Source organism: Bradyrhizobium sp. (assembly GCF_035652035.1).
Classification (GTDB): Bacteria; Pseudomonadota; Alphaproteobacteria; order Rhizobiales; family Xanthobacteraceae; genus Bradyrhizobium.
This window is the reverse complement of record NZ_DASREO010000031.1, coordinates 103,438-115,651: the sequence shown is the minus strand read 5'-3', so window position 1 is coordinate 115,651 and position 12,214 is coordinate 103,438. Positions and strand designations below refer to the sequence as shown.

The following is a 12,214-nucleotide window of genomic DNA, read 5'->3' as shown; positions in this document are numbered from 1 at the left end:
CATCTTGATCGAGATACTGATCGCAAACTCCGCCAACCGAACCCGCACGCAGCAGATCCTTCAACATTTCAGGCGACAGTGCGCCTTCTTTGATGATCCAGGTCTTCGCCGAGAGGTCTACTGCGGTGAGGAGAGCCAGATCAATCCGCCTTGCCATCTGGAGGTGGGCCTGGATCGATTTGCTGGCCATCAGATCTTTCTTCATTCGGCTATCATCAGCAAACATCGGAGCTGTCATGTAATAGCATTCGGCGTCCAATATCCGGGCGAACATTGCGGCGTTGTCATACGGATTGAGAAGTGTGCTTCTGGAAATTCCACCAGAGAGAGAAACAACGACGTTACCCGCGTTTGATCGGCGTTGCAGGGATTGAGCTGCGCCGAATATCGTCCCGCCCCATGCCAATCCCAATATTTGGTTACGTTCTAGATTGCGCGAAATATAGTCGCCTGTTGCCAATCCAACGATGTTGCGAACCTGATTTTCGTCCGCGGGCGAGGGCACTACGACCACGTCCTTTAAGCCGTACATGGACCGGAGCGTAACCTCGAGTTGGAAACAGGGGGCCAATGCTGTCTCCACCGAAATCTTTACGTGACCCTGTGCTACGGCCTCACTGATGATCTTGTTTATGGTGATCCGGCTCAGGCCGACCCGATCGGCAACCTCCTGTTGCGTCTGGCCTTCGCGAAAGTGATACCAGCAGATACGCGCGACAAGGTCGGGACGCAGCGAGGGGGCAATTTGTTCATCGCGCGAGGCAGCGTTTTTGCGTGACATCAAAGAACTCAATCGGTTTCATGGACTCTAGATATACCGAAGGTGTCGCGCTTTACAAATGTAATACCTGAGGAATTCCAGGGAAAACGGGTGCCGGCATGCCCGAGAGTATTGTCGGCGGCTCTCACCGCCTTCCCATGAAAAAGTTAAGCCTCGCCCTGACGCGAATCCACCCAACCAGCGTCACCGCTTGCTAGCCAGCTCCCGGCAGCCCGTTTATGTTTGGGCGCCTGCTCCAGCTTAAGCGGGGTGCGTGGCTGGAAGAGGCTCGGCGACAGTCGGAAGCATCAGAGTTGTCAGACAACAAAGCAAAAGCATGATCGCCGAACCCGCCAGGCAGCCCATGATCCCTGCAACCTGATAGAGCAATCCGGACAGCGTGATTCCGAGCAATCGGCCCCCAGCGTTCGCTGCGTAATAGAATCCGACGTCTTCCGCGGCCTTCTCAGATCCGGCGTAGGCCAGGATCAAATACGAATGCAGGGATGAATTTACGGCGAACGGAAGTCCAAACAGGGCGAGGCCAACAACCAGCACAAGATCGGGCCGCCCAATCGATGTCTGCATGATCAGGGCCAATACGATCGGCACGGCGGCATTGAGCGCCCCCCAAATGCGCGCGGCTGGAACCTCACGGCTCAATCCGTCGGAGCTTCGTGAGACAAGAGCAGGCGCGATGGCCTGAACTCCGCCATAAGCAATCGTCCAGGCCGCCAGAAAGCCACCCACTTCCAGGAAACGCCAACCGTTGGCATAGAGAAAAACGGGCAGGCCCACGACGAACCAGACTTCCCTCGCACCAAACATGAAGACCCGCGCGGCGGCCAACAGGTTGACGCCACGCGACTTTCCAAACAGCTCTTTGACCGTTTTCGACGACTTCGCCTTCCCGAGCTCAGGAGGCAATAAGAGTAAGCCGGCTACGAAGATGACGCCAAGGAGTCCCGCCATCATCCAAAGCGCGTGCTGGAACCCGACCAGGTCCAGCAATAGGCCACCAAGGAAAAAGCCGACTCCCTTCATTGCATTCTTTGAACCCGTAAACCAAGCGACCCATCGGAAAAGTTGGCTGCTTCCGCCAGCCGATGTCGCCTTGATCGCAGACTTGGATGCGGTTTTGGTGACGTCCTTCGCGACTCCAGCAATACCTTGCGCGACGACAACCCACGCGACCGATGCCGCTGCGCTCCAAGCCGGATCGAGCATCGACAGCATGAGCAAGCCCATTATTTGCAGCGTTTGGCCGACCGCCAGCATGCGGGGGATCCCAAAGCGGGAAGCTAGATAGCCTCCGGCAAGGTTTGCTGCGATACCGGCCGTTTCGTACAGCAAGAAGAGAAACGCGAGCGTAAAGGGCGTGTATCCCAGTTTGAAGAAGTGCGACAGAATGAGCATCCGCAATGCTCCGTCGACTAGGGTGAAGCCCCAGTACGATGCGGTGACGATGAGGTAATTGCGGATCATAGACATCATACGCCAGCCTTCTGAACGATGTTTGCGAGATCGACCATGCGGCACGCGTATCCAACCTCGTTGTCGTACCAGGCGTAGACTTTTAGAAGCGTTCCGTCAGTGACCATCGTGCTGAGTGCGTCGACCACCGAACTTCGGGGATCATTGGTATAGTCGGCCGACACCAGCGCGCGAGATTCGATGCCTAGGATTCCGGCAAGCGATGTTTCAGAAGCATCTTTGAAAAGACAGTTGACGTGTTCAACCGAAGTCTCCCGCTGCAGTTCGAATACGCAATCCGTTAGACTAGAGTTTAAAACGGGGACTCGGACCGCATGCCCATTCAGTTTGCCCTTCAACTCGGGATAAATGAGCGAAATCGCGGTCGCGCTGCCAGTCGTCGTCGGCTGCATCGACAACATCGCGGAACGCGCTCGTCGAAGGTCCTTGTGAGGAGCGTCGACCACGACGTTCGTATTGGTGGGATCGTGAATCGTTGTGATCTGGCCATGGCGGATGCCGATGTTTTCGTGAATTACCTTCACGACAGGCGCCAGACAATTGGTCGTGCAGGATGCCGCGGTAATCAAGCGATGTCTCGTCGGATCGTACAAATGATCGTTGACGCCAACCACAATGTTGAGAGCGGCAGGATCTTTGACTGGGGAGGCAACGATGACCCGCTTTACCCCTCGATCGAAATAGGCTTGCAGTTGATCGGGCTTCAGAAACTTGCCGGTGCATTCAAGTACCACGTCGCAACCGAGGTCTTGCCAGGCGACTTCGGCGGGGTTGCCGAATTCACTGAAGCTAATGTGAGCTCTTCCGACTGTTACATGCTTGTGGTCATCGACGCCTATTGATTCGTGCCAGCGCCCGTGGATGCTGTCGAACTCAAGAAGATGTGCGGTGGCCGCGATTCCACCTTTGACTTCATTGATATGAACGATGTCCAATCGGTTCTGTGATCTCGGGTCATTGTCGGCGCGCCGTACACCGCCCAACGCGGAACGCAGCGCAAGCCGACCAATGCGGCCCATACCGTTGATGCCAATCTTCATAACGTCTCCTGCTACGGTGAATCGGGGTGGGCCTCGTCCAGGCGCGCTTTGATCCGACGATAAATCACGTCCAATCTAACGAACAACGTCTGTCGCTCGATCGCCGAGAAGGGTATGGCGACTACCGCCAAGCCAACCAACATGCACGCAATGCCGGCCAGCCGAAGCGGGCCAAAATGCTCACCGAGAACTAGAGCCGACATTGCCGCTCCAACACATGGAGCGAGGAGTGCGAACGGAGCGACGGCACCGGTAGAATATCGCTGAAGGAGACTGCCCCAGACGGCGTAGGCCAATACGCTCGCAAAGACCCCCAAATAGATTGGAGCAGCGATCCCCATCAGCGGCGCGACCGTTAAGGCATGGATAATCGCTCCAGGTCCGTCCAATATGGATGATATGGCGAGAGCAGGAAGTGGCGGGACGAGGCTCGCCCACACCATCAGATGGAGCATGTCAACCTTCGGCAACTGCTTCACCAATACGTTTCCGATTGCCCAACTAACCGCTGAAGCCAGGGTTAGGCTGAATCCAAGAAACGTGATGCTGCCGCCCACCGTGGAGCTGATGAGTATTACTCCGGCAAAGCCCGTCAGCATGCCTGCCAATTGTTGAGCGCTCGGCCTATCGCCGATCGCGAGCGCGGCGAATAGGACCGTAAAAAGTGCTTGTGTCTGGACCACGACGGCCGTCAATCCGGCAGGCATCCCCAGGGCGATGCCAAAAAATTGTAAAAGAAACTGCCCGGTAAAAACGGTCAGTCCGACCGCAATGATGGAAGACCATCTAATTCGTGGACGGGGCAACCAAACCGCCGCGATACCCGCGACCATGAACCTAAGCGACGTCAATTGCGACGGGGTGAAGCTCTCGAGCCCAATCTTGCTCACGACGAACGCAACGCCCCAGATCACCGCAACGAGCACTGCGAGAAGAATGTGAAAGGGCTTCATTACGCTGCCGCTTTTCGGTCGGCCGACGGTTGAGTAGCCTTTGCGCAACATTCCGTTCTTAGGAACGCAATGGCTTCGTTGATTGCGTCAAAGCAAGGTCGACAGAGCACGATACGGCTCAGTTTTTTCTGCTCTATCAAGCCTGCCCCCAGCAACCCCCGAAGATGAAAGGAAAGTGTTGATAGAGGTATTTTGAGCTGCGCCCGAATGTCGCCGATCGATAGGCCTTCTCGGCCCGCGGTTATCAGCAAGCGCAAAATATCCAGACGCGTAACGTTACCCAGCTCGGCAAAAATCCTGGCGGCAGCGTCGTTTTTCATTTTGGAAGACCAGTCCGCGAAACGCTCAAAACCACTCTCTTAGTCAAATAGTTTTAAGATTGACAAATGTCAATTGTGCACGTCATATGTAAATTAAGGAACCAAGGTGATGGGTGTGATGGGCAAGGATCGCGATACGAACGGGTATGTGAACGCATCAACTGAGCCGCCTCCGGCGAATTCGGCGGTGAACCGCAGGCTGCTCGTTTTCGGTGGGGCGGTTGGAGGCGTGTTAGCGTCGCATCAAAGTTTCGCGCAAACGAGCGCGAATGTTCCGCCCAACGTCCCGCAGTGGATGAAAGAGCAGGGGGCTCCGATTTTGAGCCCGGCTTACGGAGTACCGTCGGAATTTGAAAAGGCCGTGATCCGGCGCAAACGGGATCCTAGACCGACCGATACCGCTGCACCAAGCTGGTCACCGCTCCAGAACCTCTATGGCATCATAACGCCGAACGGCCTTTGCTACGAACGACATCACAACGGCGTTCCTCTTATTAATCCGGACGAGCACCGGCTCATTATTCACGGGTTGGTGGATCGAGAACTCATCTTTACGATGGATGACTTGATGCGGTTTCCGTCGGTTTCCCGCATTTACTTCATGGAATGCGCCGGCAATACACAGAATTGGCAAAACACAAATCCCGATTGGACTGTGCAGCACACCCACGGACTTGTCCTTTGCTGTGAATGGACGGGAGTATTGTTATCCACCCTACTTGAGGAAGTGGGTCTGAAGCCGAACGGGAAATGGGTCTTAGCGGAGGGCGCTGATGCTGCAGCGATGACGCGGAGCCTTCCTATCGAGAAGGCTCTGGACGACACAATCATTGTCTACGCCCAGAACGGCGAACGCCTGCGCCCGGAACAGGGATATCCACTGCGGATGTTTGTGCCCGGTTACGAGGGCAATATGAGCATTAAATGGCTCCGCCGTCTCAAAATCGGGGATCAACCGTTTCATACCCGCGAAGAGACTTCGAAATACACCGATCTGATGCCAGATGGACGTGCTCGTCAATTTACGTTCGTGATGGAAGCAAAGTCGGTCATCACGCGACCTTCGGGAGGTCAGCAGCTTTCGGGTGGCAAGGGAAGTTATGAAATCACTGGTTTGGCGTGGTCTGGGCACGGTCGCATTAAACGAGTCGATGTCTCCGTTGACGGCGGAAAAAATTGGCACGAAGCACGGCTCCAGGAGCCGGTTTTGCCAAAAGCTCTAACGAGATTTTGTGCGCCTTGGCGGTGGGATGGCGGCCCAGCGATTTTGCAATCCCGTGCGATCGACGAGACGGGTTATGTGCAACCACAACACGACGCCATCGTAAACGCGCGAGGCCTTTATTCAAGCGACCACTACAATGCAATCCAAAGCTGGCGAGTTAGTTCGGACGGGAGGGTGGTGTTCCATGTGGCGTAGGCTCACTACGATTTGCGTGGCTTTCGGAGCGTTCTTCTCGACATTTGCCCTTGCGGCCGAGCAGTACAATTTGGGCCGGCCGGTGCTGTCTCAGGAGCTTGCCGGTTGGAACATTGACGTCAGGCCGGATGGTGCGGGATTGCCTTATGGAAAGGGTAGCGCCAAAAGCGGAAGGGAGATCTTCGCTAATAGCTGCGCGATGTGCCACGGCGAAAAAGGTGAAGGCAAGCCGATGGATCGACTTGTAGGAGGCTTTGGGACGCTAGCGACGAAAGCACCAATCAAGACGGTTGGGAGTTATTGGCCCTACACATCAACATTATTCGACTACATTCGTCGCGCGATGCCCTTCAACGCGCCGCAATCGCTTTCCAATGACGACGTTTACGCAGTCGTTGCCTACATACTCTTCCTGAACAATATCGTCCCGGAAGATGCTGTTCTTGATGAGAGGACGCTTCCAAAAATTATAATGCCGAACAGGAACGGGTTTACGAGCGTGGATCCCCGCCCCGACATCAAATCCGAGCCATGTATGACGGACTGCCGCTGATTGATAGAGCTGCTAGTCCCATCCCTCCTCTTGGGATGGGCGGCACTTATGTCGACCGCCCGCGTGCCTTTGCGACGGCCTGAACGGGAGGCTTGGCAAGGCCGACCATCTGCCGCGCATCATAGATTGGCCGTGCGCGAACAGGAGAAGCGATGATGGCTGAACCTGTTGAAATCAGATCGAAGGGAGTTCAGCTCTACGCCGCCTGGACCTACGCCGTCATGCGTATGACGCGAACCCCCAATTCACTTTCACGGCCAACCTGACAACCCACCCTCGATGATTAAGAACATCGAACTCGATACTCTCTTTCAAACCCTGGTTTTGGCGGAGCAGGGGAGTTTTCACAAGGCGGCATCGCTGCTGGGCGTCAAGACCTCGACACTCAGCAGGCGGATCCACGAGCTGGAGGCTCGCCTTGGTGTCTCGTTGTTCCAACGGCATCGTCACGGCGTTCGTCCGACCAACGCCGGCAAGGTTTTCCTCGAGAACCTACAGCGTATCGAGTCCGATCTTGGCTCGGCGCTAGTCAACGCCCGAGCCGGCGGTCGTGGCGAATCGGGCTCGCTTCGCATCGGCCTCTACGTGTCTTTGTCGACCGGCCCGCTCCGTGACGTGCTTTTGGCCTACGCAGAGCAGTTCCCGGACATTGAAATCAGCGTGGTCGATGAGAGCCGGCGCTACCTGTTAGAGCGGCTCAATAGCGGCGCTCTCGATATCATCGTCGTCAACGGCCAGGTTAGACACGGTGCGTTCGACATCCTGCCGCTTTGGACTGAGGATATCCTCGTCGCCATGCCGGACGGCCATCCTCTGTCCCAACAGGACGCCGTCACATGGGACGATCTTCGCCATGAGCGCATCCTGTTCTCCAGCCGCGATCCTGGCCCGGAGTTGCACAATGCCCTGATCGCGGTCCTGAACGGGGCCGATGTCCTGCCGACTGTTCTACAAACGAGCGCCGACCGCGACACGGTCATCGGCCTTGTTGCCTTGCGCCGATCCGTCACCTTGCTCTACGCCTCCAGCGCCGGTGTCGTTCACCCCGGCGTCACCTATCGGAAGCTATCCGGCCGACACCGCGTGCTGCCGATCCGGAGCATCGCTTGCTGGCACGGCCGCAACGACAATCCGACGCTTCGGCAATTCTTGAAACTGCTACGTGGCGAATCCCTCTCGCGCAATGGCTCCCTCATTCAGTCGCCCGCGGCGATCGAGACTTCGACACAACATCGCGCCGCGCCTTCGCGAAAGCCCGGTCGGTCAACATGAAACGCGCCAGCATCGGAGCGACCAACTTGGCCGCATCGACCGCCTGGCCGCTTTCAGACGCCAGCACCTCCGCGTAAGCGGCGAGATCGCGATGCACCGCGGCCGGCAGCTCAACCGTGAGCTTGACCGGCTTGTCGTCTACGAGTGCGCCGAGCTTCAGTTTGGTCACGATGCGTTGCTCCGTCAGCCCTTGTGGTGCACAAAGATCAGGTCGCGGTTGACCACCACACGCACAGGAAAGCCCGGCCGGATGGTCAAGGTCGGCTGCACGTTAAGCTGCCGGCTCACCAATGTCTGCCCTGTCTGGTTGACGGTGTTTTCGGCACCGGTGCGTAACGCCTGGACCACGGCGTTATTGCTGTTGAGCACGAGTTCGCTGCCGATGCCGAGCAGGGTCGAGATCGCCGCCGCTTTGACAAGATTGCCCCAATGATAGTCGACCTCGTCCTCGAGCCCCGCATAACCCGCGCTGTCGGCGCCCGGCTGATGCTCCAGCACGATCGATGTGCCATTCGGCATGATGATCCTGTTCCAGACGAGCAAAACGCGCGACTGTCCGAACGAAATCTGGCCGTCGTACTGGCCGACCAGACGCGCCCCCTGGGGGATCAGCAGGAATTTTCCGCTGGGGCTGTCATAGACGTTCTCGGTGACCTGCGCCGTGATTTCGCCGGGCAGGTCCGAGCGGATTCCGGTGATCAGCGCCGCCGGGATGACCGATCCGGCCTGCACGACATAGCGAGATGCTGGCCGCGCCAGCCGCCCCTCGCTCACCGTGCGCTTGTCGGTCTCGGCATTCAGGAACGCGAGTTTCCGGTCCTGCATGTTCTGCAGCGATCCCGGGTCGATCGGCGGCTTATTGTCGGCCGCTTGCGCCAGTCCCGGCACACCGCTCGCCGCTGGAGTCGGCGCGATTGGCACCGTTTCCTGCCGTACATTCGTGGTCGCGAACACCCGGCTCACCCGCGCGGCCTCATCCTCCTGCGCGACGCGTTGCTCGTCGGCTGACGGGGCGCCGCCTTGCGCATTGAGGATGGGGCGGCCGAGGTCCCCGGGAAGGGGAGGGCCGAGCTGGGGGATCGGCCGCGGCGCCACCGGCTGCGGCAGGCCGGCATAGTCCTTTGGAAGTTTCTCGAGCTCGTCGGCCGTAGTTTTGTGGTCGGTCGAGTAAAGTTCGGTGCTCTCCTGGCGGCGGCCGGGCGATTGCAGCGCGAATACAAGCGCGCCAAGGATTAAGGCCGTGGCCACGGCGCCGAGCGTCGCGAGCACCCGGCGCGACAACCGGGTCACTGGCGGCCGTTCGGGCCGCAGCCGTAGCTCAGCCGCGAGCTGATCCTCTCGCGTGACATGGGGTTCGGTTACCACGGCTTCTTCCACCCGTCGCTGCGCACGATCCGGACCTTCTGCTGGTTGTCGCCGCCGAGACGCAACTCGGCCGCTGCGAACAGGCGATCGACGATGTAGTAGTTCTGCCGCGCGCGATAATTGACGAGCTCGGTGCCGCCATCGCTGCCGATCACGAACAAGGGCGGCATCTCACCTTGCGCGATGCCATGCGCGAACTCGATATAGACCTTTGAGCCGTCATCGAAGACCTGCGTCGGCCGCCATGGCGGATTGTCGCCTTCGATCGCATAGCGGAAACGCAACTTGCCGATGTCGATGCCGCTGTCGATCGGCGTCGCCGCCTCGGCGGCCTCAGCCTGTCGCCGCAGCGCGATGAGTTGGTCCTGCGGATATTGCCAAGACACCGAGGCCATATAGGTCTTCTCGGTCGAGCGCAGCTCCAGTAGATAAGTGCGTCGGTCGGTGTTGATGACGAGGTTGGTGACGAGATCGGGCCGCGTCGGCTTGGCCAGGATATGGATGCGTTTGGACGCGCCGGCGCCGCTCTCGGTGTCGCCGATCACCCAGCGCACGGTGTCGCCGGCAGCGACCGGACCCGAGCCGACAAGCTGCTCGCCTTGCTGCAAGGCGATGTCCGTGACCTCGCCCGGCGCCGCATAGACCTGATAGAGGGCGCCGTCGGCAAAGGGGTAGACCTGCACCGCATTGAGGTAGCCATGCCGCGTCGGCTGCACCCGCGCGGCATCGTTCGCCTTCGCGACGCGCTCCCTAGGATCCTTCGCTTCCGGCGCGGCGGTTATTTTACCGGGCATCGGCTTGAGCTGGCCGGGAAGGGGCAGCGGCTTCGGGATCTCCACCACCTCGACCGGCTTTGGCGGGTCGGCCTCCAAGACGGCCGGCTCAAGCTCATCGTAGCTGATCTGCGGCGGCTTCCACGCGTTGGCGGTACAGCCGGAGAGGAATAGGGCACAGAGAACAACGCGTGGTAGCCGCATCAGCCGAGCTCCTTCGACCAGTTGATGGCATGGACGAACACCCCGAGCGGATTCTTGCGCAGCCGGTCGGCGTCGTGCGGGGTCTCGATGGCGATGGTGACGATCGCGGTCCACCGCTCGGTCGCCGCGAGTGCATCGTTCTCGTAGCGGCGTTCTACCCAGGCGATCCGGAACGAATCCGGCGAGGCGCGGATTACGCTGGACACGTCGACCGCGACCTGGGCCTTGCCGATCTTCGCGAACGGATCGTTGGTCCGGGCATAATCGTTCAGCGCCAGCGCGCCGCGGTCGGTGACGAAGTCATAGGCCTTGAGCCAGTTCTGCCGCAGGATAATGGGATCGACCCCGACCGAGCGCACCTGCTCGATGAATTGCGCCAGATACCAGGCGATCTGCGCGTCCGTAGGCCGATAAGCGGCGTTCGCCGGCGCCACGACTTGCGCTTCGCCGAGCTTGTCGACCTGCACCACCCACGGCACGATCGTGCCGCGCGTCGCCTGCCACACTAGGGCTCCGGCCAATCCCGCAGCGAGGGTGAGATTGCCGAAGGCGATCAGCCGCCAGTTGCGCGCCTGCACCCGCGCTGATCCGATGCGTTCGTCCCAGACCTGCGCAGCCTTCTGGTACGGCGTCTCGGGGGCGGGCGTCCTACCGTAGCGGACGCTCGGCCGGCGGAACGGATTCATCGGCGATCCTCCTGATCGAGGGACACGGAATTCGCGCCGCCGTGGCCTTCGGAGCGGACGACTTGGAGCGCAGCCCGACCGGCGTGGCGCGCGCCGCGCTGCAGCCGCTGCGCCCAGGCAGGGGGACCTGATGGCGACGTCGAATTCGAAGCCGCCGCCGTGGCGGGCGCCGCGGCAGAACCAGAAAGCCGCGATGCGCCTCGCGCCGCGGCCCCGAGGCCCGAGCCCGCTGCACCGATGGCAGCACCCGCGCCAAGCGCCGCCGCAGCCCCGAGCCCGCCGGCAGTGAGCGCCGTGCCGACGGCGGCGCCGGCGCCTAGCTGCGGTGCGCCGGAGACAAGCCCGGTCGCGATTCCCGGGCCGAAGACGCCGAGACCGAATAGCGACAGCGCGCCGAGCATGATCGAGAGCGCATCCTCGATCGTCGGCTGGTTGCTGCCGAACCCTTGCGTGAACTGGCTGAAAAGCGTCGAGCCGATCCCGACGATGACGGCGAGAACGAGGATCTTCACGCCGGAGGCGACGACGTTGCCGAGCACCTTCTCAGCCAGGAACGCGGTCTTGTTGAACAGCGCGAACGGGATCAGCACGAAGCCCGCCAGCGTGGTCAATTTGAATTCCAGCAGGACGATGAAGAGCTGGATCGCCAGCACGAAGAACGAGAGAACCACCACCACCCAGGCAACCAGCAGCACGAAGATCGGGATGGCGTTCGTGACGATCGAAACATAGCCCGTCAGGCTGGAGGCGGCGGCCAGGATCGGCTTTCCCGCATCGATGCCGACCTGTGCCAGCTTGCCCGGCTGCAGGAGCGTCTGCGCCGACAGTGTGGAGCCGGCCGCCTCCAGCCCGAGCCCGGAAAAACTCTGATAGACGATTTTGCACAGGCTGTTGAAGTTGCCGATCACGAAGGCGAAGAAACCCACATAGAGCGTCTTCTTGATCAGCCGCGCGAGGATGTCCTCCTCGCCAGCCATCGCCCAGAACAGACCGGCGAGCGTCATGTCGATCGCGATCAGCGTCGTGCTCAGCCACCGGACGTCGCCGCCGACTAAACCGAAGCCAGAATCAATATATTGCGTGAAGACATTCAGAAACTGGTCGATGACGCCGGTATTGTTCATGGCTCACTTCTCCGGTGGCACAGGCAGGATCCGGCGGCGCGCCTCCGCCCAGGCGTTCTGGCAATCGACATCAGTGGACGCGTTGGAGCCGAGCGCGGCGCAGCGGGTCAGCCGCGCATCGAGCGCCGTGCCGTCGTCGGGCGAGACCGTGGGACGGCTGCTCCAGCTCGAAAGCGGAATGGTGCAGCCGCTCAGCGCAGCGGCGAGCAACAGACTTGAAATCGCAGCACACTGACGCATGCTCGCCACC

At 59.8% G+C, this 12,214-nt stretch carries 14 protein-coding genes; 3 read left to right on the top strand and 11 right to left on the bottom strand.

The window, feature by feature from the left end:
* The 5 genes from VFB05_RS11310 to VFB05_RS11290 form a co-directional block, all read right to left on the bottom strand.
* Nucleotides 1–781 (bottom strand): sugar-binding transcriptional regulator (locus VFB05_RS11310; RefSeq protein WP_325012209.1); only part of this gene is annotated, 781 nt, incomplete at its 3' end.
* A gap of 240 nt (nt 782–1,021) precedes the next feature.
* Nucleotides 1,022–2,254, bottom strand: a complete 1,233-nt coding sequence (gene arsJ / locus VFB05_RS11305) for an organoarsenical effux MFS transporter ArsJ (protein WP_325012207.1) — start codon at nt 2,252–2,254, stop codon at nt 1,022–1,024.
* Nucleotides 2,251–3,294: an ArsJ-associated glyceraldehyde-3-phosphate dehydrogenase gene (locus VFB05_RS11300; RefSeq protein WP_325012205.1), complete on the bottom strand. Its 1,044-nt coding sequence runs from the start codon at nt 3,292–3,294 to the stop codon at nt 2,251–2,253. Before VFB05_RS11300 ends, arsJ begins: the two co-directional genes overlap by 4 nt.
* Before the next feature lie 11 nt (nt 3,295–3,305).
* Nucleotides 3,306–4,247, bottom strand: coding sequence for an EamA family transporter (locus VFB05_RS11295; RefSeq protein ID WP_325012203.1), 942 nt, complete (start codon nt 4,245–4,247; stop codon nt 3,306–3,308).
* On the bottom strand, nt 4,247–4,567 hold the full coding sequence (locus VFB05_RS11290; RefSeq protein WP_325012201.1) for a helix-turn-helix transcriptional regulator: 321 nt from the start codon (nt 4,565–4,567) through the stop codon (nt 4,247–4,249). The genes VFB05_RS11295 and VFB05_RS11290 overlap by 1 nt, the downstream gene beginning before the upstream one ends.
* Before the next feature lie 118 nt (nt 4,568–4,685).
* On the opposite strand from VFB05_RS11290, the gene soxC reads away from it, so the two are divergent.
* The 3 genes from soxC (at nt 4,686) to VFB05_RS11275 (ending at nt 7,812) form a co-directional block, all read left to right on the top strand.
* Nucleotides 4,686–5,987, top strand: a complete 1,302-nt coding sequence (gene soxC, locus VFB05_RS11285) for a sulfite dehydrogenase (RefSeq protein ID WP_325012199.1) — start codon at nt 4,686–4,688, stop codon at nt 5,985–5,987.
* Nucleotides 5,977–6,540, top strand: a complete 564-nt coding sequence (locus tag VFB05_RS11280) for a cytochrome c (protein ID WP_325012197.1) — start codon at nt 5,977–5,979, stop codon at nt 6,538–6,540. Before soxC ends, VFB05_RS11280 begins: the two co-directional genes overlap by 11 nt.
* A gap of 279 nt (nt 6,541–6,819) precedes the next feature.
* On the top strand, nt 6,820–7,812 hold the full coding sequence (locus VFB05_RS11275; protein ID WP_325012195.1) for a LysR family transcriptional regulator: 993 nt from the start codon (nt 6,820–6,822) through the stop codon (nt 7,810–7,812).
* On the opposite strand, the gene VFB05_RS11270 is transcribed toward VFB05_RS11275, so the two are convergent.
* The 6 genes from VFB05_RS11270 to trbK-alt are packed head-to-tail and all read right to left on the bottom strand — an operon-like array spanning nt 7,733 to nt 12,204.
* Nucleotides 7,733–7,981 carry a DUF2274 domain-containing protein gene (locus VFB05_RS11270; RefSeq protein WP_325012192.1) on the bottom strand — a complete coding sequence of 83 codons (249 nt, stop codon included), beginning with the start codon at nt 7,979–7,981 and terminating at the stop codon, nt 7,733–7,735. The genes VFB05_RS11275 and VFB05_RS11270 overlap by 80 nt on opposite strands.
* Nucleotides 7,982–7,995: 14 nt before the next feature.
* Nucleotides 7,996–9,177, bottom strand: coding sequence for a TrbI/VirB10 family protein (locus VFB05_RS11265; protein WP_325012190.1), 1,182 nt, complete (start codon nt 9,175–9,177; stop codon nt 7,996–7,998).
* Complete coding sequence (gene trbG, locus VFB05_RS11260; protein WP_325012188.1) at nt 9,171–10,154, bottom strand: P-type conjugative transfer protein TrbG; 984 nt, start codon at nt 10,152–10,154, stop codon at nt 9,171–9,173. The genes VFB05_RS11265 and trbG overlap by 7 nt, the downstream gene beginning before the upstream one ends.
* Entirely contained in the window at nt 10,154–10,840 is a 687-nt protein-coding gene (gene trbF / locus VFB05_RS11255; protein ID WP_325012186.1) for a conjugal transfer protein TrbF, read from the bottom strand. Before trbF ends, trbG begins: the two co-directional genes overlap by 1 nt.
* Nucleotides 10,837–11,964 carry a P-type conjugative transfer protein TrbL gene (gene trbL / locus VFB05_RS11250; RefSeq protein ID WP_325012185.1) on the bottom strand — a complete coding sequence of 376 codons (1,128 nt, stop codon included), beginning with the start codon at nt 11,962–11,964 and terminating at the stop codon, nt 10,837–10,839. The genes trbF and trbL overlap by 4 nt, the downstream gene beginning before the upstream one ends.
* A 3-nt stretch (nt 11,965–11,967) precedes the next feature.
* A complete protein-coding gene (trbK-alt, locus tag VFB05_RS11245; protein WP_325012183.1) occupies nt 11,968–12,204 on the bottom strand; it encodes a putative entry exclusion protein TrbK-alt in 237 nt (78 codons plus the stop codon).
* Between the last annotated feature and the right edge of the window lie 10 nt (nt 12,205–12,214).

Coding starts and splice junctions, on each gene's coding strand:
- arsJ (WP_325012207.1), bottom strand. CDS start 2,254: ATGATGTCTATGATCCGCAATTACCTCATCGTCACCGCATCGTACTGG.
- VFB05_RS11300 (WP_325012205.1), bottom strand. CDS start 3,294: ATGAAGATTGGCATCAACGGTATGGGCCGCATTGGTCGGCTTGCGCTG.
- VFB05_RS11295 (WP_325012203.1), bottom strand. CDS start 4,247: ATGAAGCCCTTTCACATTCTTCTCGCAGTGCTCGTTGCGGTGATCTGG.
- VFB05_RS11290 (WP_325012201.1), bottom strand. CDS start 4,567: ATGAAAAACGACGCTGCCGCCAGGATTTTTGCCGAGCTGGGTAACGTT.
- soxC (WP_325012199.1), top strand. CDS start 4,686: ATGGGCAAGGATCGCGATACGAACGGGTATGTGAACGCATCAACTGAG.
- VFB05_RS11280 (WP_325012197.1), top strand. CDS start 5,977: ATGTGGCGTAGGCTCACTACGATTTGCGTGGCTTTCGGAGCGTTCTTC.
- VFB05_RS11275 (WP_325012195.1), top strand. CDS start 6,820: ATGATTAAGAACATCGAACTCGATACTCTCTTTCAAACCCTGGTTTTG.
- trbG (WP_325012188.1), bottom strand. CDS start 10,154: ATGCGGCTACCACGCGTTGTTCTCTGTGCCCTATTCCTCTCCGGCTGT.
- trbF (WP_325012186.1), bottom strand. CDS start 10,840: ATGAATCCGTTCCGCCGGCCGAGCGTCCGCTACGGTAGGACGCCCGCC.
- trbL (WP_325012185.1), bottom strand. CDS start 11,964: ATGAACAATACCGGCGTCATCGACCAGTTTCTGAATGTCTTCACGCAA.
- trbK-alt (WP_325012183.1), bottom strand. CDS start 12,204: ATGCGTCAGTGTGCTGCGATTTCAAGTCTGTTGCTCGCCGCTGCGCTG.